Source organism: Agromyces sp. GL_144, from assembly GCF_057834305.1.
This window is the reverse complement of record NZ_CM174399.1, coordinates 3,272,137-3,297,893: the sequence shown is the minus strand read 5'-3', so window position 1 is coordinate 3,297,893 and position 25,757 is coordinate 3,272,137. Positions and strand designations below refer to the sequence as shown.

Here is a 25,757-nt window from a genome sequence, read left to right as displayed (position 1 = left end):
CTTGACCCATGCTGCTCGCGATCGACACCTCGACGGGCACGAGCGTCGCCGTGGTCGACCACGATGCCGGCGTCATCGCCGAGGTCGGCACGGCCGACACCATGCGGCACGCCGAGGTCGTCGGCGACCTGATCCGCGAGGCGCTCGCCGCCGCGGGGGTCGGCCCGGCCCGACTGTCGGGCGTCGCCGGGGGCATGGGGCCCGGGCCGTTCACCGGGCTCAGGGTCGGCATCGCGGCCGGGCACGCGTTCGCGCTCGGCATCCGCCGCCCGTTCGTGCCGGTCGTGAGCCACGACGCGGTCGCCTACGCCTGGTACCGCGACGGCGGCGAGGGCCCGATGCAGGTCGTGACCGATGCGCGGCGTCGCGAGTTCGCGGTGTCCTCCTACGACGGGCTCGACGCCGCGGGGCTGCCCGTGCGCGCCATCGGCCCGGTGCTCGTGCCGCGCGACGAGGTGCCGGAGCGCGTCGGCACCCGCGTCGACGCGACGACCGTGCCCGCGGGCGGCATCGGCATGGTCGCCGAGCTCGCGTTCGCCGCCGGCCGGCTGCCGCTCACCGGTGACGCTCCGCTCTACCTGCGCGCGCCCGACGTCACGCCCTCGGCCGGCAAGCGGGTGCTGCGATGAGCGTGCTCATGCGACGTGCCCGCGTCGGCGACCTCGACGCGATCATGGCGCTCGAGCGCGACACCTTCGCCAACGACGCCTGGTCCGAGCAGATGATGCGCGCCGAGATCCAGGGCGAGCACGGGTACTACCTCGTGGCGGTCGACGACGAGGCCGAGAGCCCCGACGAGCGGCTCATGGGCTACGCCGGCCTCTACGCGCCCGTCGGCACGGGCGACGCCGACGTGCAGACCATCGCGGTCGCGCCCTTCACGCGCGGCATCGGGCTCGGTCGCGGCCTCATGCACGCGCTCATCACGCATGCCAGGCGCATCCACGTGGCGCGCGTGTTCCTCGAGGTGCGCGCCGACAATCCCATCGCCAAGACGCTCTACGACTCGCTCGGGTTCGTCGAGATCGGCGTGCGCCGCGGCTACTACCAGCCCGACGGCGTCGACGCGATCGCGATGCGGCTCGACGTGCCCGAGGCCGTGACCCGGCCCGCGGCGACCGCGGCCCCGCCGGCCCGCAAGCCCGCTCCGGGCACGGCGACCACGCCGGCCCGCGGCATCCGCTCGGCGAACCCCGGAGCAACCGCATGAACCGCGACGAACCCCTCGTGCTCGGCATCGAGACCTCCTGCGACGAGACCGGCATCGGCATCGTGCGCGGCACGACCCTGCTGGCCAACGTCATCGCCTCTTCCATGGAGGAGCACGCCCGCTACGGCGGCGTCGTGCCCGAGGTCGCCGCGCGAGCGCACCTCGAGGCGCTCGGCCCCGCCATCGACGCCGCGCTCGAGACATCCGGCGTGGCACTCGAAGACCTCGACGCGGTCGCCGTGACGAGCGGCCCCGGCCTGGCCGGCGCGCTCATGGTCGGCGTCGGCGCGGCGAAGGCGCTCTCGCTCGCGATCGAGAGGCCCGTCTACGCCGTCAACCACCTCGTCGGCCACGTCGGCGCCGACCTGCTCGACGCCGAGGCGCCGCTCGAGACGCCCACCGTCGCGTTGCTCGTCTCTGGCGGGCACACGTCGTTGCTCGTCGTGCGCGACCTCGTCTCCGACGTCGAACTGCTCGGCGAGACGGTCGACGATGCGGCGGGCGAGGCGTTCGACAAGGTCGCGCGCGTGCTCGGCCTGCCCTACCCCGGCGGGCCCGAGATCGACCGGGCGGCCGTCGGCGGCGACCCGAAGGCGATCCGCTTCCCGCGCGGGCTCACCCAGGCGAAAGACCAGGCGGCGCACCGCTACGACTTCAGCTTCTCGGGCCTGAAGACCGCGGTCGCCCGCTGGGTCGAACAGCGCGAGGCGGCCGGCGAGCCGGTGCCGGTGGCCGATGTCGCGGCGAGCTTCCGCGAGGCGGTCGCCGACGTGCTCGTGACCAAGGCGATCGCGGCGTGCACCGACCTCGGCATCCCGAGGCTGCTGCTCGGCGGCGGCGTCATCGCCAACGCACGTCTGCGCGAGGTCGCGCAGGAGCGTGCCGACGCCGCGGGCGTGGCGCTGCGCATCCCGTCGCTCTCGCTCTGCACCGACAACGGCGCGATGATCGCCGCGCTCGGCGCGCAGCTCATCATGGCCGGGCACGAACCGTCGGGCCTCGGGTTCGGCGCCGATTCGACGCTGCCGGCCACCGAGGTGCAGGTCGCCTGACGGCGGCCGCACAGGTGTGCGAGGCGGGCCTCCCGCGCTAAAGTGGCGAACGGGGGCGGATGTCGCTTCCGCACGCATCGATCCGAAGCGGGCCGCGACCGGCTTCGGCACAGCATCGAGGAGATCATCGTGACCGATCCGAACGTTCCGAGCAACCCCGAGGGCACGCCCGATGTGCCGTCCGTGCCGGATCTTCCCGAGGCTCCCGCCGCGGCTCCGGCTCCGTCCGCACCTCCGGCCGCGCCCGCCGTCGACTTCGGCGCCGCGTCGGCATCGGTGCCCCCGGCTCCGCCGGCCCCCGCGTACGGCGCCCCCGCAGAGACCGGCGTGCCCGCGTACGGGGCGCCCGAGCCCGCCAAGACGAACGTGCTCGCGATCGTGTCGCTCGTGGCATCCCTCGTCGGCTTCTTCACCGGCATCGGGTTCCTCGTCGGCATCGTCTGCGGCCACATCTCGCTCAGCCAGATCAAGAAGACGGCCGAGCAGGGTCGCGGCATGGCGATCGCCGGTCTCGTGATCGGCTACATCGGCATCGTGATCTCCATCATCCTCACGATCGTGTTCATCGCGATCTTCGCGTCGCTGGCCGCGGTCAGCACGACGTACCAGTACTGATCCGAACGGAACGGAAGGCGAGCACATGAGCGACCCGAACACCCCAGCAGAAGGTTCCGAGCCGCAGGTTCCCGGCGTGCCCGACGCGCCCGGTGCTCCCGAGGTGCCGAGCGTGCCCGAGGTGCCGAGCGCCCCGAACCCGCCGGCCGCGCCCGAGCCCCCGGCACCGCCGGTTCCGCCGTCGTACGGCGCTCCGACCCCGCCGGCGCCCCCGGCACCGCCCGCGTACGGCGCGTCGACGCCGCCCGCGCCGCCGACCCCGCCCGCGTACGGTGCTCCGCAGGGCACCGCACCCGCGTACGGCGCCCCGGCCGCGAACCCGTACGGCGCGCCGGCCGCGTCGAAGCCGACCCCCGTGTACAGCCTCATCTCGCTCATCGCGGGCATCGTCGGACTCGTCGGGTTCTTCGTCGTGTTCATCCCGTTCGTCGGCGGCATCATGCAGCTGTTCATCCCGGCCGCCGCGGTCGTGCTCGGCTTCATCGGCCGCAAGCGGGAGCCCGCGGCCAAGGGCATGTGGCTGACCGGCATCATCCTCGGGTTCGTGGGCATCGCGATCGCCCTGATCTCGATCGTGTTCTGGCTCGTGCTGTTCGCGTCGTTCCCGAGCTCGTACACGTACTACTGAGCCCAGTGACCGACCCTTCGGCCGAGCCGGCGCGAACGCCACCGGCGCCGGATGCCTCCACCGAGGCATCCGGCGCCGCGGTGCGCCCGGCCGAGGCATCCGGCGCCGCGGCGCGCCCCACCATGGCCACCGGCCCCCTGCCGACGGTGCCGCCGCTGCCCACGGTCGACCCGACGACGGGCGCCCCCATGCCGCTCGCGGTCGCCCCGCGGAAGTGGGACATGCCGCTCGACACCGGCGAGCTGCGCACGGTGCCCACCGGTCAGCTGCTCATCGTGCACCGCCCCGAGACCTATGACGAGCCGACCGACCTCGTCGAGGAGGAGACCCAGCGCCGCGTCTACAGCTGGGTCGGCGCCGTCCTCGGCATCATCGGCGCGGCGGCCTCGCTCTTCGTGGGCTGGATGCTGCCCCTGTCGGTCGCGGCCATCATCTTCGGCGTGCTCGGCCTGCGCCGAGAGGAGCACGGCCGCACCCTCGCGTTCATCGCCATCGGCACCGGGGTCGGCGGCCTCGTGTTCTCCGCCGTCTGGATCGGCTACTACGCCATCGTCTACGGCGCGCTCGAGACCTGAGCGCTGCGCGGCGATCGCGGCAGTCGCTCCACGAGCAGGGCGACGTGGCGTCCCTCTTCGCGCGTCATCACGAGGGTCGCGGATGCCTCGCCCTGCAGCTTGAGCCTCGTGCGGAGCGCCGCGGGGTCGACGTCGCTGCCGCGCTTCTTGATCTCGAGCGTGCCGATGCCGCGGGCGCGAAGGGCCTGGCGGAGCTGGCGTTCGTCGACCGGGAGCCGCTCGAGCACGCGGAAGCCCTGCGCGAACGGCGACTCGAAGGCCGTGTCGGCCGTGAGGTACGCGATGCCGTTCGAGAGCATCCACGCGCCGTGCGTGCGGGCGAGGTCGCCGATGAGGCGAGCGCGGATGACCGCACCGTCGGGTTCGTAGAGGTAGTCGCCCAGCGGGCCGACGGGGGCATCTTCGCTGTCGGCCGCCGCCGTGAGCTCATCGGCGCCCTGGTCGCCGACCACGAGTGCGGCACGGCCGATGCCGGGGCGGGCGACCGCGCCGAACCACACGCCGAGCTCGACGACGTCGCCGCCGACCGAGACCCACTGCGCCTCGACGCCGGGCGGGATCACGTCGCGGTCGGTGCCGGGGCCGAGCTTCACGCCGACGGCCATGCGGTCGGCCAGCCCGAAGGCGAAGTCGAGGCTCGGCGTGTAGTCCGAGGCATCCGTGAGCCTGCGCGTGCGTCCGCCGCTCGTGACCCGGCGGGCGGGGTCGAGCCAGGCGCCGCCGATGCCGCCGAGGTGCACGTCTTCGGCGCGCTCGTGCACGACGCGGGCCTTCTCGAACGGCGTGAGGTTGTAGGCGGCGATGGCCGCCGTGACCTCGTCGGCCTCGGCGGCGGTGACCTCGAGTTCGACGGCCGCCAGCGCGAGCGAGTCGCCGCCGATGCCGCAGCCGAGGTCGGCGACGTGGCCGATGCCCGCCCTGGCGAACCGCCCGGCGTGCAGCGCGGCGACCCGGAGGCGCGTGGCCTGCTCGAGGCCGGCCTCGGTGAAGAGCATGCGCGCGGCGAAGTCGCCGAACTTGGCGCGGGCCTTCGCGCGCAGCTTGGACTGCGTGAGCACGGCCGCCACGAGCGAGGGGGAGTGGCCCCGGCGCCGAAGATCCGAGACGGCGCCGACGATGTCGGTCTTCGAGTGCCACTCGGGCAGCGAGTCGAGGAGCCGGAGGCCCTCGGGTGAGAGCAGTTCGACGAGCTCGGCGCGGTCCACCCGGCCACGCTAGCACTCCGTTTCAGAGTGTTGGCACTCACGTTGCACGAGTGCCAAAACGCGCCTAGACTCGATTTAGCACTCTCGCTCCGAGGGTGCTAACCAGTCTTCATCAAGACAGTTCTTCATCTACAGAAGGGGTCAACCGTGTCGGTTTCCATCAAGCCGCTCGAGGATCGCATCGTCATCAAGCAGGTCGAGGCAGAGCAGACCACCGCATCGGGTCTGGTCATCCCCGACACGGCCAAGGAGAAGCCCCAGGAGGGCGAGGTCGTCGCCGTGGGCCCCGGTCGCATCGACGACAACGGCAACCGTGTTCCGCTCGACGTCGCCGTCGGCGACAAGGTGATCTACTCCAAGTACGGCGGCACCGAGGTCAAGTTCGGCGGCGAGGACCTCCTCGTGCTCTCGGCCCGCGACGTGCTCGCGGTCGTCGTCCGCTAGTCGACACGCACCTTCCGAGGCCCGGATGCCCCAGCGGCATCCGGGCCTCGTCGTGTCTGCGGGCCTCGTCGTGTCTGCGGGGGCCGGGCGCCGATCGTGCCGGGGCGTCGGCCGCGCTGGGGCGTCGGCTGCGCCCGGGGGAGCGCGCGTGCGGGGGCGGGCCGCGCGGGCCGGCCACGGTGTCCGGATCTCGACGGTGAACGGCTGGCCCCGAGGCATCCGTCGTCCGAGGGCGGGCGTACTGTTGGCTGGTGACAACCGGCCCCGACACCACGCTCCCCGCCGCGGCTCCCCGTGAGGTGCTCAGTCGATCGGGCCTCGCCTTCGCGATCGGCTCGTACCTGCTGTGGGGGTTCCTCCCGCTCTACTTCCTGGCGCTCGCGCCCTCGGGTCCGTTCGAGATCGTCGGCTGGCGGGTCACGCTCTCCCTGGTCTTCTGCGTGCTCCTCATCACGGTGACGCGCGCGTGGCGTCCGTTCGTCGTGCTGGTGCGCGACCGACGCGTGCTGTTCACCATGGGGCTCGCGGGCGTGCTCATCTACGTGAACTGGCAGACCTACGTCTACGCGGCGGTCTCCGGGCAGGTCGTCGAGGCGGCCCTCGGCTACTTCATCAACCCGATCGTCACGGTCTTCCTCGGCGTGCTCGTGATGCGCGAGCGGCTGAACCCCACGCAGTGGGTCGCGGTCGGCATCTCGATCGTCGCGGTGGTCGTGCTCGCCGTCGGCTACGGGCAGTTGCCGTGGATCGCGCTCGTGCTCGCGTTCTCGTTCGGCTTCTACGGACTCATCAAGAAGCGCGTCGGATCGAAGGTCGACGCCGTGTCCGGCCTCACGCTCGAGACGGCCTGGCTGACGCCGCTCGCGATCGTGCAGCTCGTGTTCGTCGGCACGACCGCCGGGCTCACCCTCGGCACGGTGAGCGCGTGGCACACGGTGCTGCTCCTGCTCGCCGGGGCCGTCACGGCGGTGCCGCTGCTGCTGTTCGCGGCGGCGTCGCGGCGGCTCCCGCTCATCTACATGGGCTTCATCCAGTACTTCGCCCCGTTCATCCAGTTCCTGGTCGGCGTCGTCGTGCTGCAGGAACCGATGCCCCTCGAGCGCTGGATCGGGTTCGGGCTCGTCTGGCTCGCACTGCTCGTGCTCACGATCGATCTCGTGCGGGGTGCGCGGTCGGCGCGTCGGCAGGTCGTCGAACTCGCCTGAGCGGGGTCGCAGACCCGCGGATGCCTCGGCGAGCGGTCTGCGCGCGGCGGCGCGTCCGACCCCCGAAACGGGGTGGACCGGGGCGCCTCAGGTGGTGGAATCGTGCGTCGAAGGGGCCTTCGGCGGTCGGAATGTGACGGGAAGGTAACACTTCGGACAGTGTTATCGGGTTGTGACCGGGATTCCTTTGCGATGTGGCACTCGCCGAATACTGTGACAGAACGGCGTGCCTCAGCCCGCCGATTTGGATCATTTCCTTCAGTCCCAAGGAGCAACATGAGCGTATTCGGCAAGTCCCGACCGGCTCGTTCGCGCGGCAAGGTCTGGACGGGCGTCGCCATCACGGCGGCGAGCGCCCTTCTCCTCTCCGCCTGCGCGAGCGGAGATGCCGATTCCGGTTCCGGTGAGAGCGCGGGCCCCCGCGACGAGCTGGCCCTGACCATCGGCACGGCCCTCCCGCAGACCGGCAACCTCGCCTTCCTCGGCCCGCCCGAAGAGGCCGGCGTCGCGTACGCCACGTCGCAGATCAACGAGGTCACCGACACGACGGGCCTCGCGCTCAACGTCGTCTACGGCGACTCCGGTGACACCGACAACAAGGCATACGAGACCGAGATCCCGCGTCTGCTCGGTGAAGACGTCTCCGCCATCATCGGCGCCGCGTCCTCCGGCACGTCGCTGCAGTTCATCGACCAGGTCGTCGGTGCGGGCGTCATCCAGTTCTCGCCGGCCAACACCTCCGACGCGTTCACCACGTACGACGACAACGGGCTCTACTTCCGTACCGCCCCGTCCGACGTGCTGCAGGGCGAGGTCCTCGGCAACCTGATCGCCGAAGACGGCAACCAGACGCTCGGCCTCCTCGTGCTGAACGACTCGTACGGCACCGGCCTGGCGAAGTACGTCACCGAGGCCTTCGAGGCCGCCGGCGGCGAGGTCGTCGCGGCGCCCACCTACAACACGGGTGACACGACGTTCGACGCACAGCTCAGCGAGGTGCTCGCCGCCGACCCCGACGCGATCGCCCTGATCACGTTCGACGAGGTGTCGACCATCCTCCCGAGCCTCTTCGGTCAGTTCCCGTCCGACAAGCTGTACTTCGTCGACGGCAACCTGAAGAACTTCGCCGACGCGTTCCCCGAGGGCTCGCTCACGGGCGCCAAGGGCACGCTGCCCGGTCTGACGATCGACTCGATCTCGGACTTCACCGGCGAGCTCGACGCGTTCCTCGAGTCCGAGGGCACCAAGGCCCTCGAGGACTACAGCTACGCGGCCGAGTCGTACGACGCGACCATCCTGCTGGCCCTCGCCTCGCTCGCGGCGAACTCGACCGACTCGGCGGCCATCGCCGAGAAGCTGATCGAGGTCTCCGGAGGCTCCGGCGACGGTGAGAAGTGCTCGTCGTTCGCGGAGTGCGCCGACATCATCGTCGGTGGCGGCACGGCCGACTACGACGGCATCTCGGGTCCGATCACGTTCGACGAGGTCGGCGACCCGACCGAGGCGTCGATCGGCATCTACCAGTACGGCGACGACAACAACTACGCCGCATACGAGGGCTGATTCCAGCCTGACCCGAACCGTCAGGGCCCCGGTCTTCGGACCGGGGCCCTTTCGTGCGCCCAGGCGATGTGCCAGACCCGACCGAGGCATCCCTCGTGCTTCAGAATTCAGGAACATCCCGTGGTTATGCGCGCGACGCCCGCGGTGAATCGGCGTGACTCCGCGGTACCCGCAGGGCTCTCTCCTGAATTCTGGAGCTTGTCGTGATCGGTTCGGTGGGCGGTCAGGCGCCGTCGGCAACTCAGGACGAGCGTGCGACTCGCCGACGCCCGCGCACGTTGTCACGGCGTGTCGCGGCGGCATCCTGAATGGTCGACTCCGGTCGGGGAACTGGCATCCGACCGGTTGCCGAGCGCGTGCCGCAAACAGTGCCGCGGCGCAGCAGCGCCGTGCTGCAGAACTGTGTGCTGCAGCATGCCCGGACGTCGGCGGGCTGAGATCGAAGGCGCCAGAGCAGGCCGAAGGTGCGAGATCAGGCCGATTTCACGGATTCCTGCCTGAACTCGCGCCTTCGGCCTGATTCGGAGAACGACGATGGTGCGGCACTCGGGCGCGGAGCTGAAGGCGTCGCGGGCGCGCGGGCGCAGGGTCGCGGGGAGCAGCCTCGAGCGCCGTGCGGGTGAGCCAGCCGACGACGAACGGGCGGGCCCCCGCTTGCGCGAGGACCCGCCCGTTCGTGTTCGACGCGGCTCAGGTGCCGAGCGTACCGAGGTAGAGCTCGGTGACCTTCGGGTCGTTGAGCAGTTCGCGGCCGGTGCCCGTGTAGGCGTCGCGGCCCTGGTCGAGCACGTAGCCGCGGTCGCAGATCTGCAGGCAGCGCCTGGCGTTCTGCTCGACCATGATGCACGTGACGCCGGCCTTGTTGATCTCGGAGACTCGGATGAACGCCTCGTCCTGGCGCACGGGTGACAGGCCGGCGGAGGGCTCGTCGAGGAGCAGCACCTTCGGGTCCATCATGAGTGCGCGGCTCATCGCGACCATCTGGCGCTCACCGCCGGAGAGTGAGCCCGCGCGCTGCTTCAGGCGCTTGCCCAGTTCGGCGAAGATGCCCGTGACGAACTCGAGGCGCTCCTTGTAGGCACCGGGGTTCTGGTAGAGCCCCATCTGCAGGTTCTCCTCGATGGTGAGGCTCGGGAACACGTTGTTCGTCTGCGGGATGAAGCCGACGCCGCGCGAGACGAGCTTGTTCGCCTTGAGCCCGGTGATGTCGTCGCCCTCGAGGGTGATCGAGCCCTCGCGCACGTTCACCTGCCCGAAGATCGCCTTCAGCAGCGTCGACTTGCCGGCGCCGTTCGGGCCGATGATGCCGATGAGCTCGCCCTGCTCGGCGACGAGGGAGCAGCCGTTCAGGATGTTGACCCCGGGGAGGTAGCCGGCGTGCACCTCGTCGACGACGACGACGGGGGTGCCGGTCGCGGTGGCGTTCGTCACTTCTTCTTCTCCTCGTTGTCGGAACCGAACTCGGCTTCGGCCTCGGCGGTGCCCGCGCTCGCGAGTTCCTCTGCCTCGACCGCGACCGACGCCTCGGCATCGGTCGTCGGGTCGGCCTCCTCGGCCGTGACCCTGCCGGTGACGACGCCGAGGTCGAGCTCCTGGTGCGCACCGAGGTAGGCGTCGATCACCGCGGGGTCCTGCATGACCGAGTACGGATCGCCTTCGGCGACGACCTTGCCCTCGGCCATGACGACGACCCAGTCGGCGATGTGGCGCACCATGTGCATGTCGTGCTCGACGAAGAGCACGGTCATGCCCTCGTCCTTCAGGTCGAGGATGTGGTCGAGCAGCGACTGCGTGAGCGCCGGGTTCACCCCGGCCATCGGCTCGTCGAGCATCACGAGCTTCGGCTCGCTCATGAGCGCACGCGCCATCTCGAGGAGCTTGCGCTGACCGCCCGACAGGCTGGCCGCGAAGTCCGACGCCTTCGCGTCGAGCTTGAACTTGGCGAGCAGGCCCATCGCGCGGGTCTCGATCTTGGCATCCTGCCCGCGCCACAGGGCGGGGATGAGGCTCGACCAGAACCGTTCGCCGCGCTGCCCGGTCGCGCCGAGCTTCATGTTGTCGAGCACGGTGAGCAGTCCGAGCGCCTTCGTGAGCTGGAACGTGCGCACCTGGCCGAGACGTGCGACCTTGAAGGCCGGCACGCCCGAGAGGGACTTGCCGTCGAAGGTCCAGGTGCCCTCATTCGGCTTGTCGAAGCCCGTGAGCAGGTTGAAGAGGGTCGTCTTGCCTGCACCGTTCGGTCCGATGAGTGCCGTGATCGCTCCGCGCGGGATCTCGAGGTGCTCGACGTCGACGGCCGTCAGACCGCCGAACGTGCGTCGTACCCCGTCGGCCACGATGATCGGGTCGACCTTGGCGACGCCGGGCTTGGCCTCGCCGACGTGCAGGCCGGTGGTCTTCACGCGTTCGACCGGGGCGTGCGGCATTGCGCCGGTGACGACTGCGGCGTCAGCCGCGTCTTGCGTGGGCTCGGTGGGAGCCGGGATCTCACTTGACAAAGGTCAGCTCCTTCCTGTTGCCGAGGATTCCCTGCGGCATGAAGATCACGAGCAGCATGAGCGCGACACCGACGAGGATGAAGCGCAGGGTGCCCGCCTGGATCTGCGTCATGAACGGCAGGACGCCGGCCTGCACGAGCGCAGGCAGGAAGTTGCTGAGGAAGGTCTGCAGCACCCAGAAGATGAGCGAACCGAGCAACGGACCGAAGACGGTCGCGGCACCGCCGAGGAGGAGGGCCGTCCAGACGAAGAACGTGAGCGAGGTCACGTAGACGCCCGGGCTGACCGCCGACGGCAGTGCGTAGACGATGCCGCCGGCCGCGGCGAGGACGCCGCCGAGCACGAGGGCCTGCAGCTTGTACGCGAACGCGTTCTTGCCGAGCGCGCGCACGGCGTCTTCATCTTCGCGGATGCCCTTGAGCACGCGGCCCCACGGGCTGCGCATGAGCATCCAGACGACGAGCACGGCGACGGCGATCGTCGTGAGGCCGAGGATGCGCACCCACCAGTCGTTGGCGTTGTACGTCCACGGTCCGAAGCCGTACGTGCCCTCGGGTATGGGGTTCGCCGCCCGGAAGCTCGCGTGGTAGCCGCTGAGGCCGTCGGCCGAGCCGGTGACCTCGTCGAACGCCGTCGTCAGGAACAGGAGCCGCACGACCTCGGCTGCCGCGATCGTCACGATGGCGAGGTAGTCGCCTCGCAATCGCAGCGTCGGCACGCCGAGGATGAGGGCGAAGACCGCGGATGCCGCGAGCCCGATGATCGCCGCCAGCCACCAGGGGAGGTCGAACGAGAGGATCGAGATGGCGTATCCGTAGGCGCCGATGGCCATGAAGCCGGCGATGCCCATGTTGAGGAGGCCGGCGTAGCCGAAGTGCACGGCGAGGCCGAGCGCGGCGAGGGCGTATCCCATGGTCGCCGGGCTGAGGATCGACGACGCGGTGTTGGAGAGTATCTGAAGCCAGTCCATGATGCGTGCCTAACCGATTCTCTCTCGTCGGCCCAGGATGCCCTGTGGCCGGAACAGCAGGATGACGATGAGGATGACGAGCGCACCCGCGTACTTGAGGTCGCTGGGGATCCAGAGACCCGACACCTCGACCAGCACGCCGACGATGAGCGCACCGATGAGCGCGCCGAACGCCGTGCCGAGTCCGCCGAGCGTGACGGCCGCGAACATGAGCAGCAGCATCTGCGCGCCCATGTCCCATTTGATGCCCGGTCGGTAGTACGCGTAGAGCACGCCGGCGAGACCGGCGAGGCCGCCCGCGATGATCCAGACGACGCGGACCACGTAGTCGACGTCGATGCCGGATGCCGCCGCGAGCGAGGAGTTGTCGCTGATGGCGCGGGTCGCCTTTCCGAGGCGGGAGCGGGTCAGCCACAGCGCGAACGCGATGATCATGACGATCGAGATGATGATCGACGCGATGTCGATCCAGCTCAGCTGCACCGGGCCGAACGACATCTTCGGGGCCGAGGCGTACGGCAGCTGGGTCGTGCCGCCGCCGATGAAGAACTGGTACGTGTAGCGCAGCGCGAGCGAGAGGCCGATGCTCACGATCATGAGCTGCACGGTGCCGACGCGCTTGCGGCGCAGCGGGCGCCACAGGCCCATGTCCATGACGAGCCCGAGCCCGGCGCTGAGCACCACCGCCAACGGCAGCCCGATCCAGAGCGGCAGCGCGAGTGATCCGGCGCTGACGAGGAACGAGGCGGCGACGGCACCGAAGGTGACCATCTCGCCGTGCGCGAAGTTCGAGATGCCCGTCGTGCCGAACACGAGCGAGAGGCCGATCGCCGCGAGCCCGAGCATGAGGCCGAAGTTCAGGCCCTGCACGCCGCGCTGGACGAACTGGTCCCAGAAGCTGGTGACGTTGCGCTCCCCTTCGCCGATGAAGAAGTTCACGGTCACCCGCCCGCCGGCGCCGACGGTGACGTCCTTCTCGTTGGGACTGTCGTCTTCGGGGTCGACGACCGCGATGCCCTCTGGCAGGGTCTCCTCGTCGAGGGTGACGGTGTAGTCGTCCTTCTCGGGGACGCTGACCCGCCACTGCCCGTTCTCGTCGGTCTCGACCTCTTGCGCACCTCCTGGGCCGTCGACGACCAGGACGACGCCTTCGAGGGGTTCACCGTCGAGTTGGACGTTGCCGCTGATGCGGTACGGATCGCCTTCGGCGGCCATGGCCGGTGAGGCTGAGAGTGCGAAGACGCCGAGCATGGCGGCGGTCACGGCGAGGATGACGCCGAGAAGCCGGATCATGCGACCGGGTGGGTGCGCGACGGCAGGGAATGGGGATCTCACGAAACCTCCAGGTTGGGACACCACGGCGATAGGAGTCCCATCGGCCGTGAAGGAGACGTTATGAGCGTAGTGTGTCGTCCGTGTTTCGCATCCCCCGCGTTCGGGAACCGCAGCCGAATCGTGAGAAACGCGTGATATCCGCTGTCGCGGAGGGCCCGCGCGCAAGGGATGCGCGCGGGGAATACTCCCGGCCCTCGCTCGCTTAGAATCGGTAGACACCGTGCAAGGCCCTTCGCGCCGGCGGCGGTGCACTTCGATGCCGACCATGCGATAAAAGGGGCGCCCCAAATGGACCAGCACGACCCGTTCGGATTCATCGGACTCACGTACGACGACGTGCTGCTGCTCCCCGGGCCCACCGACGTCATCCCGAGCGAGGCCGACACGAGTTCCCGTCTGACCCGTCGCATCACGGTCGCGACCCCGCTGCTCTCCGCGGCGATGGACACCGTGACCGAGGCGCGCATGGCCATCGCCATGGCCCGCCAGGGCGGCATCGGCATCCTGCACCGCAACCTCTCGATCGCCGACCAGGCCGAGATGGTCGACCGCGTCAAGCGCAGCGAGTCGGGCATGGTCTCCAACCCGGTGACCACGACGCCGGATGCCTCGGTGGCCGAGGTCGACGAACTGTGCGCCACCTACCGGGTCAGCGGACTGCCGGTGGTCGACGCCGACGGCATCCTCGTCGGCATCATCTCGAACCGCGACATGCGGTTCGTCTCCGAGTTCGAGAAGTCGAGCACCAAGGTCGCCGACGTCATGACGAAGGCGCCGCTCATCACGGGCCGGGTCGGCATGAACCCCGACGAGGCGCTGGCGATCTTCGCGAAGCACAAGGTCGAGAAGCTGCCCCTCGTCGACGACGCCGGCCGGCTCACCGGTCTCATCACGGTGAAGGACTTCGACAAGTCCGAGCAGTACCCGAACGCCACCAAAGACGCCGAGGGTCGCCTGCGCGTCGGCGCGGCGATCGGCTTCTTCGGCGACGCCTGGGAGCGCGCGGAGGCGCTGCGCGATGCGGGAGTCGACGTCATCGTCGTCGACACCGCCAACGGGCACTCGGCCGGCGTCATCGAGATGGTGCGCCGCATCAAGTCCGACGCGACGTTCGCGCACATCGACGTGATCGGCGGCCAGGCGGCCACCCGCGAGGGCGCGCAGGCGCTCATCGACGCGGGCGTCGACGCGGTCAAGGTCGGCGTCGGCCCCGGTTCGATCTGCACCACCCGCATCGTCGCCGGTGTCGGCGTGCCGCAGATCACCGCGATCTACGAGTCGTATCTCGCCGCGCGCGAGGCGGGCGTGCCGATCATCGCCGATGGCGGCCTGCAGTACTCGGGCGACATCGCGAAGGCGCTCGTCGCCGGCGCCGACACCGTCATGATCGGTTCGCTGCTGGCGGGCACCGACGAGTCGCCCGGCGACGTCGTGTTCCAGGGCGGCAAGCAGTTCAAGCTGTACCGGGGCATGGGCTCGCTCGGCGCCATGCAGACCCGGGGCAAGAACACGTCGTACTCCAAGGACCGATACTTCCAGGCGGATGTGCCGAGCGACGACAAGCTGATCCCCGAGGGCATCGAGGGGCAGGTCGCCTACCGCGGTTCGGTCGCGGCCGTGACGCACCAGCTCATCGGCGGCCTGCGCCAGTCGATGTTCTACGTCGGCGGCCGCACCATCGCCGAGCTCAAGGCCAAGGGCAAGTTCGTGCGCATCACGGCGGCCGGGCTCAAGGAGTCGCACCCTCACGACGTGCAGATCGTCGTCGAGGCGCCGAACTACAAGCGCTGAGCCCGCGCGTCCGCCAGCCGCGTGACCGCCTCGCCGAGCATCTCGGGCGAGCAGGCGAAGTTGAGCCTGGCGTGTCCGCGGCCGACCTGCGCGCCGAACGTGGGTCCGCTCACGAGCGCGACCCTGGCGCGTTCGAGGGCGGTCTCGGCCGGGTCGTCGCCCCAGCCGAGCGCGCTCAGGTCGAGCCAGGCCAGGTACGTGGCATCCGGCACCCGGTAGCCGACGTCGGGAAGTTCCTCCTCGAGCAGGTCGGCGAGCAGGCGACGGTTGTCGTCGAGGCTGCCGAGCACGCCGTCGAGCCAGTGCCCGCCCTCGGTGAAGGCCGCGATCGTCGCGATGGCGCCGAAGTGGCTCATGCGCCATGACACCTCGTAGGGCATCGACTCGCGCAGGCGGTCGCCGCGCTCGCTCGCGGTGAGGATGAGCGCGGTCTTCAGGCCCGCGATGTTGAAGGCCTTGGTCGCGGCGGTGACGGCGACGCCGTGCTCGCGCGAGGCGTCCGAGACCGTGAGGAACGGCGTGTAGGGCGTCGCGGGCTGCGAGAGCGGGCCATGCACCTCGTCGCTGACGATCGTGGCGCCGAAGGCGGCCGCGAGGTCGGCGAGCGGTTCGAGCTGCTCGCGCGAGGGCACCCATCCGGTCGGGTTGTGCGGGTTGCAGAGCAGCATCGCGCGGGCGCCGGAGGCGAACGCGGCCTCGATGCCCGCCAGGTCGAACGACCAGCCGTCGCGGATGCCGCCGAGCAGCGGGATCTCGTCGACGACGCCGCCGGCCTCGGTGACGAGGTCGAAGAACGGCGGGTAGATGGGCGAGGTCAGGACCACGCGGTCGCCGGGCGCGATGGCCCGACGCAGCACCTCGACGAGGCCCATCGACACGTCGGCGGTGCACGTCACTCGCGACGGATCGGGCTCCCAGCCGAACCGCGTCGCGGCGAACCCGCTGAACGCCTCGGCCACCGCCGGTGCGAGCGAGGAGTAGCCCGTGTCGGAGCGGTCGACGGCCCGATGCAGGGCGCGCGCGATCGGCTCGGCGAGCGGGTAGTCCATCTCGGCGACGGGCAGCGGCAGCACGTCGGCGTCGTAGGCGCGCCACTTCACGCTCGTGCGGGCGCGCAGCAGGTCGATGGAGTCGGCTTCGGTGCGGTGCATGCCTCCAGCATGGCATCGGGTCGGGCGGATGTCCCGGAGCCGGATGCCACGACCGGATGCCACGACCGGGCGTGAGAGCGGGCGCCGGTTCGCGGCATCCGCTCGATGCGGATAGGCTGATCGGCTGCCTTGTGCGCCGCGACGATGTCGCGAATCGAAACGGATGTCTCGCATGGGGTTCATCGACGTCAACGGCGTCTCCTTCTCGCTGCCCGACGGCCGGCCGCTGCTGGCCGACCTCGCCTTCCGCGTCGTCGACGGGCGCACGACCGCGCTCATCGGCGCGAACGGCGCGGGCAAGTCCACGTTGCTGCGCATCATCCGCGGCGACCTGCGCCCCGACGAGGGCAGCGTGCAGGTCGACGGCGGCCTCGGCGTGATGGACCAGTTCATCGGCCACGGGCAGGCGTACGCGGATGCCCCGGCGGGCACGGATGCCACGGTGGCGGGCCTGCTCGTCTCGGTGGCGCCGCAGCGCATCCGGGCGGCGGCGGTCGAGCTCGAGGCATCCGAGCAGGCGCTCATCGAGGCGGATGACACGACCAACCAGATGCGGTACGCGACGGCGCTCGCCGAGTACGCCGAGGCCGGCGGCTACGAGCAGGAGGTCGTGTGGGACCACTGCACCTCGGCGGCGCTCGGCATCCCGTTCGAGCGGGCGAGGTGGCGCGAGCTCTCGACGCTCTCGGGCGGCGAGCAGAAGCGGCTGGCGCTCGAGGCGCTGCTGCGCGGGCCCGAGCAGGTGCTGCTGCTCGACGAGCCGGACAACTCGCTCGACGTGCCGGGCAAGCGCTGGCTCGAGGGCGCGCTGCGGGCCACGCCGAAGACGGTGCTGCTCGTCTCGCACGACCGTGAACTGCTCGCGCGGGCGGCCGATCGCATCGTGACGCTCGAGGCGAGCCCGGCCGGCAGCAGCGCCTGGGTGCACGGCGGCGGGTTCGAGGGCTATCACGCCGCTCGCGAGGAGCGCTTCGAGCGGCTCGACGAGCTGCGCCGCCGGTGGGACGAGCAGCACGTGGCGCTGAAGACGCTCGTGAGCACGCTCAAGGTCAAGGCGACCTACAACGACGGCATGGCCTCGCGTTACCAGGCCGCGATCACGCGACTGAAGCGCTTCGAGGACGCCGGTCCGCCCGAGGAGCGGCCGCCGGCGCAGGCCGTGTCGATGCGCCTGCGCGGGTCGCGCACGGGCAAGCGCTCGGTCGTCTGCGAGCAGCTCGAGCTCACGGGGCTCATGCAGCCGTTCGGCCTCGAGGTCTGGTACGGCGACCGGGTCGCGGTGCTCGGATCGAACGGGTCGGGCAAGTCCCACTTCCTGCGGCTGCTCGCGGGCGGCGGCACCGAGCCCGATCGCACGCTCGGGCACGTCACGACCGTGGGGGAGGCGCTCGCCCGCGTGCCGCACGAGGGCCGCGCCGTGCTCGGCGCCCGCGTCGTGCCCGGCTGGTTCGCGCAGAATCACGAGCACGCCGAGTACCGGGGGCGCACGCTGCTCGACATCCTGCACCGCGGCGACGCCAACCGCGACGGCATCGCCCGTGAGGCGGCGAGCTCCGCGCTCGATCGCTACGGGCTGGCGGGGGCGGCGCTGCAGCGGTTCGACGAGCTCTCGGGCGGGCAGCAGGCGCGTCTGCAGATCCTGCTGCTCGAGCTCAGCGGGGCGACGCTGCTGCTGCTCGACGAGCCCACCGACAACCTCGACCTGGTCTCGGCCGAGGCGCTCGAAGACGCGCTCTCGCGATTCGACGGCACCGTGCTCGCGGTCACCCACGACCGCTGGTTCACGCGGAGCTTCGACCGGTTCGTGGTCTTCCGCTCCGACGGACGGGTCGTCGAGTCCGACGCGCCCGTGTGGGACGAGGCCAGGGTCGAGCGCGTGCGCTGAGGCGCTCGACATGAGGCGAGCGGATGCCGCGACCCGGCGTCAGGCGAACGCGACGGCGAGGCACGCCGACACGTACAGCACCTGCTCGACGGTGCGCGGCAGCAGGGGCGAGGCGAGGCTGCCGAGGCGATCGCCGAGGCGGGAGGCGCGCACGTTCGCCGGGAAGACGGCGACGAGCAGCAGGGCGAGGCACAGCGCGGCCGCCGTGTGCGTCGCCGTCACGAGCAGGCCGATCGCGCCGGCGAGCTCGAGCACGCCGGTCGCCGCGACGATGAGCTCGGGGCGGGGGAGCGCGGGCGGCACCATGTGGGCCAGCCCCGCCCGCACGCGCGGGTGGAGCCGGCCCGACGCGGCGACGGCGAACATGAGCGCGAGGCCGCCCGTGAGCCACGAGGGCCAGGTGTCCAGCCCCGGCACGCCGAACGCGCCGAGCGCCGCGACGACCGCGGCGCCGATGACGAAGGCGATCGGCACCGGGCCGATGAAGGTCTGCGCCCACGGGTTGCGTCGGCTCGGCGCGGGCGCGGGCGCGGGCGCGGGCGTCGGCGTCGCCGGGGTCGGCGTCGTCGCGGCGGAATGGTCGGTGCTGGGCGTGCGGGTCATCTCGGCTCCTGTCGTGAACTAGGCAGTGACAAGTTTGCGCGCCGAACGAGAACTTGTCAATGCCTAGATCGAGGTCGTACGCTCGAGCCATGGCATATCACCACGGCCGACTGCGCGAGGCCCTCGTCGACGCCGCGGTCGAGGCGATCGACGAGCACGGGGTCGACGCCCTGAGCCTGCGCGACCTCGCCAGGCGGGCGGGCGTCTCGCACGCCGCGCCCGCGCATCACTTCGGCGACCGGGCCGGACTCCTGACCGCCATCGCCGCCGACGGATTCGATCGCCTCGGCGACGCGCTCGAGGCATCCGCCGGCGACTTCGTGGAGGCCGGCGTCGCCTACGTGCGGTTCGCGACCGACGAGCCTGGCCGGTTCGCCGTCATGTTCCGCACCGAGCTGCTGCACGACGAGGACCCCGCGCTCGTCGCGGCCAGGGACCGCGCCGGCGACATCCTCCGCGCGGGCGCCGACGCCGAACCCGGCGACGCGCGCGCCAACCGGCTCGCCGCCTGGTCGCTCGTGCACGGCTTCGCCACGCTGTGGAACGCCGGGGCGATCGAGGCGCCCGACGGGGCGCGCGCCGAGGACCTCGCGCGCGGGGTCGCCGGACGACTGTTCGGCGGCGGCGGCGGTTCGGCCCGGTGAGGGCCCGACGCGAGCCGGGAACGCCGGGTCGCGGCATCCGCTCGCCCGGTCGGTGAACCCCGGCGACGCCGTTCGGTAGGCTGTCATGGTGACCCAGGAGATCGAGATCGGCCGTTCCAAGCGGGGCCGTCGCGTCTACGCGTTCGACGACATCGCCATCGTGCCCAGCAGGCGCACCCGCGACCCCGAAGACGTCTCGGTGGGGTGGTCGATCGACGCGTACCAGTTCGACATCCCGTTCCTGGCCGCGCCCATGGACTCGGTCGTCTCGCCGAAGACGGCGATCATGATGGGCCAGCTCGGCGGCCTCGGCGTGCTCGACCTCGAGGGCCTCTGGACCCGCTACGAAGACCCCGAGCCAGTGCTCGCCGAGATCCGCAACCTCGCGCCCGAGCAGGCGACGGCTCGCATGCAGCAGCTCTACGCCGAGCCGATCAAGCCCGAGCTCGTCACCGAGCGCCTCGCCGAGATCCGCGCCGCGGGCGTCACCGTGGCCGGCGCACTGTCGCCGCAGCGCACCCAAGAGCTGTACGGCACCGTCGTCGCGGCGGGCGTCGACCTCTTCGTCATCCGCGGCACCACGGTGTCGGCCGAGCACGTCTCGAAGAACCAGGAGCCGCTGAACCTCAAGCGCTTCATCTACGAGCTCGACGTTCCCGTCATCGTCGGCGGTGCGTCCACGTACACGGCGGCCCTGCACCTCATGCGCACCGGTGCCGCCGGCGTGCTGGTCGGCTTCGGCGGCGGCGCCGCGTCCACGACGCGCGCGACGCTCGGCATCCACGCGCCCATGGCCACCGCCGTGGCCGATGTGGCCGGCGCACGTCGCGACTACCTCGACGAGTCCGGCGGGCGGTACGTGCACGTCATCGCCGACGGCGGACTCGGCACCTCGGGCGACATCGTCAAGGCCATCGCCTGCGGAGCCGACGCCGTCATGCTCGGCGCCGCGCTCGCCCGCGCGACCGACGCACCCGGCGGGGGCTACCACTGGGGCGCCGAGGCGCACCACTCCAAGCTGCCCCGCGGCCGTCGCGTGCAGGTCGGCCAGGTCGCCGCGCTCGAAGAGGTGCTCTACGGGCCGGCTCCCGCCGCCGACGGCAGCGCGAACCTCGTGGGCGCCCTGCGCCGGTCGATGGCCACCACCGGCTACTCCGACCTCAAGGAGTTCCAGCGCGTCGAGGTCGTCGTCGCGCCGTACCAGTCCTTCTGAGCCTCCCGCCGGTCCCGCGTGACCGGCTCCGCTCGTCGCCGTCTCGCGCGCCCGCCGACGTTCGCCGCGGCCGGGCTCGATCGGGTTCGCCCCGATCCGCCTGAACGGGCGCCCGCTCGGGTAGCGTTGAAGTCGGATCACGCGCTCGCCGTCTGCGATCGCGGGGATGGGGACGACGATGGCGACACAGAGGTCGGAAGCGGCGGGCACCGGGCGTTCGGCGGCGAAGGCCGCACCGAGGGCGGCATCCGCGGCTGAGACGAAGGCGGCGCCGAAGGCGGGCGCGTCGAGGGGCACGACGAGAACGGGCGCGAAGGCGCAGGTCGCGGCATCCGTGGCCAGATCGACGAAGCTCGGCCCAGATGAACGGGCCGCCGCGATCGCGCGCCTGAAAGAGAAGGAGCTCGACATCCTCGTCGTCGGCGGCGGCATCGTCGGCACGGGTGCGGCGCTCGACGCCGTGACGCGCGGGCTGTCGACCGGCCTCCTCGAGGCGCGCGACTGGGCGTCGGGCACGTCGAGCCGTTCGTCCAAGCTCGTGCACGGCGGCATCCGCTACCTCGAGCAGCTCGACTTCCGGCTCGTGCGCGAGGCGCTCATCGAGCGCGGCCTGCTGCTGCAGCGCATCGCGCCGCATCTCGTGAAGCCCGTGCGCTTCCTCTACCCGCTGAAGAAGCGCGTGTTCGAGCGCGTCTACATCGGCGCGGGCATGATGCTCTACGACATCTTCAGCTACACGGGCGGGCGCCCGCCGGGGGTTCCGCACCACCGACACCTCTCCAAGCGCCAGGTCATGCGGGCCATCCCGTCGCTCTCGAACGACGCGCTCGTCGGCGGGCTGACGTACTACGACGCCCAGGTCGACGACGCCCGCTACGTGGCATCCCTCGCCCGCACCGCCTCGTCGTACGGCGCGCACGTCGCCTCGCGCGTCAAGGTCGAGGGCTTCGTCAAGGTCGGCGAACGCGTCGTGGGCGTGAAGGCGCACGACCTGCAGACCGACGAGCACTTCGAGATCCGGGCCAAGCAGGTCGTGAACGCGACGGGCGTCTGGACCGACGACACGCAGCGCATGGTCGGCGAGCGGGGCACGTTCAAGGTGAGGGCGTCCAAGGGCGTCCACCTCGTGGTGCCGCGCGACCGCATCCAGTCGGCCATGGGCATGATCTTCCGCACCGAGAAGAGCGTGCTCTTCGTGATCCCGTGGGGCCGGCACTGGCTCATCGGCACGACCGACACCGACTGGAACCTCGACAAGGCGCACCCCGCGGCCACGGCGGCCGACATCGACTACCTGCTCGAGCACGTGAACTCCGTCATGGCGATCCCGCTCACGCGCGAAGACGTCGAGGGCGTGTACGCGGGCCTTCGTCCGCTGCTCGCGGGCGAGAGCGACCAGACCTCGAAGCTCTCGCGCGAGCACATCGTCGCGCACACCGTGCCCGGGCTCGTCGTCGTCGCCGGCGGCAAGTGGACGACGTACCGCATCATGGCGAAGGACGCGATCGACGCGGCGGCCGACGCGCTCGACGGGCGGGTGCCGCCCTCGACGACGCAGGACATCGCCCTGCTCGGCGCCGAGGGGTACCAGGCCGCGTGGAACAAGCGCAGCAAGATCGCCCGCGCGTTCGACGTGCACAAGGTGCGCATCGAGCACCTGCTCAACCGCTACGGCACGCTCACCGACGAACTGCTCGACCTCATCAAGGCGGATGCCTCGTTGGGCGAACCGCTGCCCGGAGCCGACGACTACCTCGCGGCCGAGGTCGTGTACGCGGCATCCCACGAGGGCGCACTGCACCTCGACGACGTGCTCGCCAGGCGCACCCGCATCTCGATCGAGGCGTGGGATCGCGGCGTCTCGGCGGCGCCCGTCGCGGCGAAGCTCATGGCGGGCGTGCTCGGCTGGGACGCCGCCCGCGAACGGCTCGAGGTCGAGCGCTACCTCGAGCGCGTCGCCGCCGAACGCGAGTCGCAGCTGCAGCCCGACGACGAGTCGGCCGACCGCGTGCGGCTGGAGGCGCCCGACATCGTCAAGGTGGACTGACTCCGGTCGCGTCGCGTCCCGTTCGCCCGCTCGGCGCCGTGAATCGGCGTCGACCGGGCGACGTAGACTTGACGGCATGCCCGACGCCTTCCCCTTCGCCCGCGCGCGAGGCATCGGGGCCTGATGCTGCAGATGATGCTGCGCCCGCGATGGGTGCTCGCGCTCCTCCTCGCCCTCGCCGTCGCCGCCGGGTTCGCGCTGCTGGGGCAGTGGCAGATCGAGCGTGCCGTCGAGCAGTCGACGACCGTCGAGCGACCGACCGAAGAGGTGCTGCCGTTCGGCGACCTCGTGCAGCCCGATGCGCCGACCGAGCAGCTCGCGACCGCCCAGCGCGTCGAGGTGCACGGCACCTTCGTTCCGGGCGACACCGTGCTCGTCGAGGGCCGCCTCAACGACGGCGTCGCGGGGTTCTGGGTCGTCGCACACCTCGAGGTGACGGATGCCTCGCCAGGGGGCCTGCCCGTCGCGCTGGGCTGGGCCGCCGACCGCGACACCGCGCAGGCGGCCGCCGATGCCGTCGACGCAGCGGCCGACGGCACGGAGATCGCGGTCGTCGGGCGATTCCTGCCGAGCGAGGCGCCCGTCGCGCCCGACGAAGACGGCGACCCGTTCGCGATGACGACGGTGGCCGTCGCGCAACTCATCAACGTCTGGGCCGACTACGACGACCGGCCCGTCTACTTCGGCTACATCACCACGACCGATGCCGCGCCCGGACTCGAGGCGATCGCCTCGCCCGCGCCCGAGAACGAGGTCGAGCTCAACTGGCTCAACGTCTTCTACGCCGTCGAGTGGGTCGTCTTCGCGGGCTTCGCGGTCTACCTCTGGTACCGCCTCGTGCGCGACGCCGTCGAGCGCGAGCAGCAGGAGGCCGAGGAGGCCGCGGCCGCCGTCTCTGCCGGGGCATCGCCCCCGCCCGGCGGGCCGGCGAAGGGCTGATCTCCCGGCATCCACTCGGATTCGGGCCACGTAGACTGGGCGCATGCCCCTCGAGCCCAAACTCGCCGATCTGCCGCGCATTCGCGGGGCGCTGAAGCTCTACGCCGTCACGTCGGTCATCACCGGCGTCATGCTGCTCCTGCTCTGCGCCGAGATGATCCTGAAGTACGTCTTCCACTACGAGCTGTTCGGGTTCGGCCCGGCCGGGTTCCTGACGTTCGCTCCCGTGGTCGAGACCCCCGCAGGACTCGTCTCCACGGGCGAGGGCGTGAACCTCTCGACCGGCATCCTCATCGCGCACGGCTGGTTCTACGTGCTCTACCTCTTCAGCGACTTCCGCCTCTGGAGCCTCATGCGCTGGCCGTTCTCGCGGTTCCTGCTCATCGCACTCGGCGGCGTCATCCCGTTCCTCTCCTTCTTCCTCGAGGGCCGCATCGCGCGCCAGGTGAACACCTACCTCGCCGAGCGCGAGGCGCGCGACGCCGCGTCGCCGGCCCCTGACACCACATCCGACGTCGACCCCGTGGAGGCCCAGCCGTGACCGATCAGCCCACCGAGCAGCGCCCGGTGCTCGTCGTCGACTTCGGCGCGCAGTACGCGCAGCTGATCGCACGACGCGTGCGCGAGGCATCCGTCTACTCAGAGATCGTGCCGCACACGATCACGGCCGAAGAGGTGCGCGCCAAGAACCCCATCGGCATCGTGCTCTCGGGCGGGCCGTCCTCGGTCTACGAGCCGGGCGCGCCCTCCCTCGACGAGGGCATCCTGCAGCTCGGCGTGCCCACGCTCGGCATCTGCTACGGGTTCCAGGTCATGGCGCAGCAGCTCGGCGGCGAGGTCGCGCACACGGGGCACCGCGAGTACGGCGCCACCGAGACGACGGTGCGCACCGACGACGACAACGCGCTGCTCGGCGGCCAGCCCGACCACCAGGTCACGTGGATGAGCCACGGCGACTCGGTCGCGATCGCGCCAGAGGGCTTCGAGGTGCTCGCCTCGACGGCCACCACGCCCGTCGCCGCGTTCGCGAACGACGAGCAGGGCTTCTACGGCGTGCAGTGGCACCCCGAGGTCAAGCACTCGGAGTTCGGCCAGAACGTCATCGAGAACTTCCTGCACCGCGCCGCGGGCATCCCCGCCGACTGGAACTCGGGCAATGTCATCGCCGAGCAGGTCGCGCGCATCCGCGAGCAGGTCGGCACCGGCCGTGTCATCGCCGGCCTCTCGGGCGGCGTCGACTCCGCCGTCGCGGCAGCGATCGTGCACGAGGCCGTCGGCGACCAGCTCGTCTGCGTGTTCGTCGACCACGGACTGCTCCGCAAGGACGAGCGCCGCCAGGTCGAGGTCGACTACGTCGCCGCGACCGGCATCCGCCTCGTCACGGTCGACGCGGCCGACACCTTCCTCGACGCGCTCGCCGGCGTCAGCGACCCCGAGACCAAGCGCAAGATCATCGGGCGCGAGTTCATCCGCGCGTTCGAGGCCGCCGAGCGCGACCTCGTCGCCGAGGCCGAGTCCGACGGCGAGCCGATCAAATTCCTCGTGCAGGGCACGCTCTACCCCGACGTCGTCGAGTCGGGCGGCGGCACCGGCACGGCCAACATCAAGAGCCACCACAACGTGGGCGGCCTTCCCGAAGACCTGCAGTTCGAGCTCGTGGAGCCGCTGCGCACCCTCTTCAAGGACGAGGTGCGCGCCATCGGCCGCGAACTCGGCCTGCCCGAAGAGATCGTGGGCCGGCAGCCGTTTCCGGGGCCGGGCCTTGGAATCCGCATCGTGGGCGAGGTCACCCGTGATCGTCTCGCTCTGCTCCGCGAGGCCGACGCCATCGCGCGCGAAGAGCTGAGCGCCGCCGGCCTCGACCAGCAGATCTGGCAGTGCCCGGTCGTGCTCCTCGCCGACGTGCGCTCGGTGGGCGTGCAGGGCGACGGTCGCACCTACGGCCACCCCATCGTGCTGCGACCGGTGAGCTCCGAAGACGCGATGACCGCCGACTGGACCCGCCTGCCCTACGACGTGCTCGCCAAGATCTCGAACCGCATCACCAACGAGGTGGCCGAGGTCAACCGCGTCGTGCTCGACGTCACGTCGAAGCCGCCGGGAACCATCGAGTGGGAGTGATCGCGCGCTGACGCGACTCGAACGGCCGCCTTCGGGTGGCCGTTCGTCGTTCATCCGGCATTC

24 protein-coding genes are annotated in these 25,757 nt (G+C 71.0%); 17 read left to right on the top strand and 7 right to left on the bottom strand.

Annotated elements, in window-relative coordinates; translation table 11 throughout:
* Positions 1-8: 8 nt before the first annotated feature.
* The 6 genes from tsaB to AC3IPY_RS15090 all read left to right on the top strand — a co-directional run bounded on the left by tsaB (position 9) and on the right by AC3IPY_RS15090 (position 4,080).
* Positions 9-629 carry a tRNA (adenosine(37)-N6)-threonylcarbamoyltransferase complex dimerization subunit type 1 TsaB gene (gene tsaB / locus AC3IPY_RS15115; RefSeq protein WP_489185101.1) on the top strand — a complete coding sequence of 207 codons (621 nt, stop codon included), beginning with the start codon at positions 9-11 and terminating at the stop codon, positions 627-629.
* Positions 626-1,210, top strand: a complete 585-nt coding sequence (gene rimI, locus AC3IPY_RS15110) for a ribosomal protein S18-alanine N-acetyltransferase (RefSeq protein ID WP_489185100.1) — start codon at positions 626-628, stop codon at positions 1,208-1,210. Before tsaB ends, rimI begins: the two co-directional genes overlap by 4 nt.
* Complete coding sequence (gene tsaD, locus AC3IPY_RS15105) at positions 1,207-2,262, top strand: tRNA (adenosine(37)-N6)-threonylcarbamoyltransferase complex transferase subunit TsaD (protein ID WP_489185099.1); 1,056 nt, start codon at positions 1,207-1,209, stop codon at positions 2,260-2,262. Before rimI ends, tsaD begins: the two co-directional genes overlap by 4 nt.
* Positions 2,263-2,391: 129 nt before the next feature.
* Positions 2,392-2,877, top strand: a complete 486-nt coding sequence (locus tag AC3IPY_RS15100; RefSeq protein ID WP_489185098.1) for a DUF4190 domain-containing protein — start codon at positions 2,392-2,394, stop codon at positions 2,875-2,877.
* Between the two features lie 25 nt (positions 2,878-2,902).
* The gene (locus AC3IPY_RS15095; protein ID WP_489185097.1) at positions 2,903-3,505 is read left to right on the top strand and encodes a DUF4190 domain-containing protein; all 603 of its coding nucleotides are present in this window, start codon (positions 2,903-2,905) and stop codon (positions 3,503-3,505) included.
* Positions 3,506-3,510: 5 nt separating this feature from the next.
* Entirely contained in the window at positions 3,511-4,080 is a 570-nt protein-coding gene (locus tag AC3IPY_RS15090; protein ID WP_489185096.1) for a hypothetical protein, read from the top strand.
* Here AC3IPY_RS15090 and AC3IPY_RS15085 read toward each other — a convergent pair.
* Positions 4,059-5,285 carry a class I SAM-dependent methyltransferase gene (locus tag AC3IPY_RS15085; protein ID WP_489185095.1) on the bottom strand — a complete coding sequence of 409 codons (1,227 nt, stop codon included), beginning with the start codon at positions 5,283-5,285 and terminating at the stop codon, positions 4,059-4,061. The genes AC3IPY_RS15090 and AC3IPY_RS15085 overlap by 22 nt on opposite strands.
* A 147-nt stretch (positions 5,286-5,432) precedes the next feature.
* Between AC3IPY_RS15085 and groES the strand changes: the two genes are divergently transcribed.
* The 3 genes from groES (at position 5,433) to AC3IPY_RS15070 (ending at position 8,497) form a co-directional block, all read left to right on the top strand.
* Complete coding sequence (groES, locus tag AC3IPY_RS15080; RefSeq protein WP_056010764.1) at positions 5,433-5,729, top strand: co-chaperone GroES; 297 nt, start codon at positions 5,433-5,435, stop codon at positions 5,727-5,729.
* 251 nt (positions 5,730-5,980) lie between these two features.
* Positions 5,981-6,934: an EamA family transporter RarD gene (gene rarD / locus AC3IPY_RS15075; RefSeq protein WP_489185094.1), complete on the top strand. Its 954-nt coding sequence runs from the start codon at positions 5,981-5,983 to the stop codon at positions 6,932-6,934.
* A 276-nt stretch (positions 6,935-7,210) separates the two neighbouring features.
* Positions 7,211-8,497 (top strand): ABC transporter substrate-binding protein, encoded by a 1,287-nt coding sequence (locus AC3IPY_RS15070; RefSeq protein WP_489185093.1) that lies wholly within the window; start codon positions 7,211-7,213, stop codon positions 8,495-8,497.
* A 690-nt stretch (positions 8,498-9,187) separates the two neighbouring features.
* On the opposite strand, the gene AC3IPY_RS15065 is transcribed toward AC3IPY_RS15070, so the two are convergent.
* From AC3IPY_RS15065 to AC3IPY_RS15050, 4 genes are all read right to left on the bottom strand, one after another.
* A complete protein-coding gene (locus tag AC3IPY_RS15065) occupies positions 9,188-9,928 on the bottom strand; it encodes an ABC transporter ATP-binding protein (protein ID WP_489185092.1) in 741 nt (246 codons plus the stop codon).
* The gene (locus tag AC3IPY_RS15060) at positions 9,925-10,923 is read right to left on the bottom strand and encodes an ABC transporter ATP-binding protein (protein ID WP_489188343.1); all 999 of its coding nucleotides are present in this window, start codon (positions 10,921-10,923) and stop codon (positions 9,925-9,927) included. The genes AC3IPY_RS15065 and AC3IPY_RS15060 overlap by 4 nt, the downstream gene beginning before the upstream one ends.
* Before the next feature lie 61 nt (positions 10,924-10,984).
* A complete protein-coding gene (locus tag AC3IPY_RS15055; protein ID WP_489185091.1) occupies positions 10,985-11,965 on the bottom strand; it encodes a branched-chain amino acid ABC transporter permease in 981 nt (326 codons plus the stop codon).
* 9 nt (positions 11,966-11,974) lie between these two features.
* Positions 11,975-13,258: a branched-chain amino acid ABC transporter permease gene (locus AC3IPY_RS15050; RefSeq protein WP_489185090.1), complete on the bottom strand. Its 1,284-nt coding sequence runs from the start codon at positions 13,256-13,258 to the stop codon at positions 11,975-11,977.
* A gap of 330 nt (positions 13,259-13,588) precedes the next feature.
* Between AC3IPY_RS15050 and guaB the strand changes: the two genes are divergently transcribed.
* Complete coding sequence (guaB, locus tag AC3IPY_RS15045; protein ID WP_489185088.1) at positions 13,589-15,091, top strand: IMP dehydrogenase; 1,503 nt, start codon at positions 13,589-13,591, stop codon at positions 15,089-15,091.
* Here the strand turns inward: guaB and AC3IPY_RS15040 are convergent.
* Positions 15,079-16,242 carry a MalY/PatB family protein gene (locus AC3IPY_RS15040; protein WP_489185087.1) on the bottom strand — a complete coding sequence of 388 codons (1,164 nt, stop codon included), beginning with the start codon at positions 16,240-16,242 and terminating at the stop codon, positions 15,079-15,081. The genes guaB and AC3IPY_RS15040 overlap by 13 nt on opposite strands.
* 172 nt (positions 16,243-16,414) lie before the next feature.
* On the opposite strand from AC3IPY_RS15040, the gene AC3IPY_RS15035 reads away from it, so the two are divergent.
* A complete protein-coding gene (locus AC3IPY_RS15035) occupies positions 16,415-18,127 on the top strand; it encodes an ABC-F family ATP-binding cassette domain-containing protein (protein WP_489185086.1) in 1,713 nt (570 codons plus the stop codon).
* Positions 18,128-18,166: 39 nt separating this feature from the next.
* Here AC3IPY_RS15035 and AC3IPY_RS15030 read toward each other — a convergent pair whose 3' ends face one another.
* Positions 18,167-18,730 carry a DoxX family protein gene (locus AC3IPY_RS15030; protein WP_489185085.1) on the bottom strand — a complete coding sequence of 188 codons (564 nt, stop codon included), beginning with the start codon at positions 18,728-18,730 and terminating at the stop codon, positions 18,167-18,169.
* An 89-nt stretch (positions 18,731-18,819) separates the two neighbouring features.
* On the opposite strand from AC3IPY_RS15030, the gene AC3IPY_RS15025 reads away from it, so the two are divergent.
* The 6 genes from AC3IPY_RS15025 (at position 18,820) to guaA (ending at position 25,694) form a co-directional block, all read left to right on the top strand.
* A complete protein-coding gene (locus AC3IPY_RS15025) occupies positions 18,820-19,374 on the top strand; it encodes a TetR/AcrR family transcriptional regulator (protein WP_489185084.1) in 555 nt (184 codons plus the stop codon).
* Between the two features lie 85 nt (positions 19,375-19,459).
* The gene (locus AC3IPY_RS15020) at positions 19,460-20,587 is read left to right on the top strand and encodes a GuaB3 family IMP dehydrogenase-related protein (RefSeq protein ID WP_489185083.1); all 1,128 of its coding nucleotides are present in this window, start codon (positions 19,460-19,462) and stop codon (positions 20,585-20,587) included.
* 178 nt (positions 20,588-20,765) lie between these two features.
* A complete protein-coding gene (locus AC3IPY_RS15015) occupies positions 20,766-22,634 on the top strand; it encodes a glycerol-3-phosphate dehydrogenase/oxidase (protein ID WP_489185082.1) in 1,869 nt (622 codons plus the stop codon).
* A gap of 135 nt (positions 22,635-22,769) precedes the next feature.
* Positions 22,770-23,573 carry an SURF1 family cytochrome oxidase biogenesis protein gene (locus AC3IPY_RS15010; protein ID WP_489185081.1) on the top strand — a complete coding sequence of 268 codons (804 nt, stop codon included), beginning with the start codon at positions 22,770-22,772 and terminating at the stop codon, positions 23,571-23,573.
* 43 nt (positions 23,574-23,616) lie between these two features.
* Positions 23,617-24,114, top strand: a complete 498-nt coding sequence (locus tag AC3IPY_RS15005) for a DUF3817 domain-containing protein (RefSeq protein ID WP_489185080.1) — start codon at positions 23,617-23,619, stop codon at positions 24,112-24,114.
* On the top strand, positions 24,111-25,694 hold the full coding sequence (guaA, locus tag AC3IPY_RS15000) for a glutamine-hydrolyzing GMP synthase (RefSeq protein ID WP_489185079.1): 1,584 nt from the start codon (positions 24,111-24,113) through the stop codon (positions 25,692-25,694). The genes AC3IPY_RS15005 and guaA overlap by 4 nt, the downstream gene beginning before the upstream one ends.
* The last annotated feature ends 63 nt before the right edge of the window (positions 25,695-25,757 follow it).